Annotated in this window: 1 protein-coding gene and 2 pseudogenes; all 3 read right to left on the bottom strand. The window is 62.2% G+C overall.

The genetic code is table 11. From position 1 onward, the window contains the following. Window positions 1-158, bottom strand: a pseudogene (locus tag ACNA1V_RS17440) (IS66 family transposase); the annotation flags it as partial. Between the two features lies 1 nt (window position 159). Further along, a pseudogene (locus tag ACNA1V_RS17435) lies at window positions 160-473 on the bottom strand (IS66 family transposase); the annotation flags it as partial. A gap of 1 nt (window position 474) precedes the next feature. Beyond that, a partial coding sequence (locus ACNA1V_RS17430) for an IS66 family transposase (protein WP_415834827.1) occupies window positions 475-623 on the bottom strand: 149 nt, incomplete at both ends.

Below are 623 nucleotides of genomic sequence, written 5' to 3'. Positions count from 1 at the left end.
GGCCGGGCCTGTTCTTGCCGTAATCGCTGCCGTTCATCTGGCGTCAGATGCTTGGCTTGGGCCTCAATGGCATACAGCGCCTGGATCGAGGCCAGCGCCTGTTCGGCGATCTGGCTTTTGCCTGCCTGGCGCAGTTCGTGGAACTTGCGACGAGCATGNGCCATGCAGCCCACTTCCGTGACGCCTTGCCCGAAGCTGGCTTTGTAGCCCGCATAGTCATCACAGATCAGACTGCCTTGCCAGTCCGCCAGGAACGCCCGGGCATGGCTGCCGGATCGGCCTTCCGTAAAGTCATACACCACGGCCTTGAGGTCCTGGAACACACCAGGCGCATACGCCCAGAGGTATCCGCGATGCGTACCCTTGCTGCCTGGCTGCAGCACTTGCACCGGTGTTTCGTCAGCATGCAACACGGGCTGCACCAGCACTTCGGCCCGCAGGGCATCCACCAGGGGCTGCAACCGCACGCCACANACGCCGACCCATTCGGCCATGGTTGAGCGAGAGAGTTTCACACCCGCTCGCGCGTAGATCACTTCCTGGCGATACAGCGGCAGGTGATCTGCGTATTTGGCGACCAGTACCTGCGCCAACAAGCCGGTTGTCGCCACGCCTTTGTCGAT

It is taken from the genome of Kerstersia similis (assembly GCF_965139615.1).
Classification (GTDB): domain Bacteria; phylum Pseudomonadota; class Gammaproteobacteria; order Burkholderiales; family Burkholderiaceae_B; genus Kerstersia; species Kerstersia similis.
The sequence above is the reverse complement of the archived record's forward strand: the minus strand, read 5'-3'. Positions and strand labels throughout refer to the sequence as shown.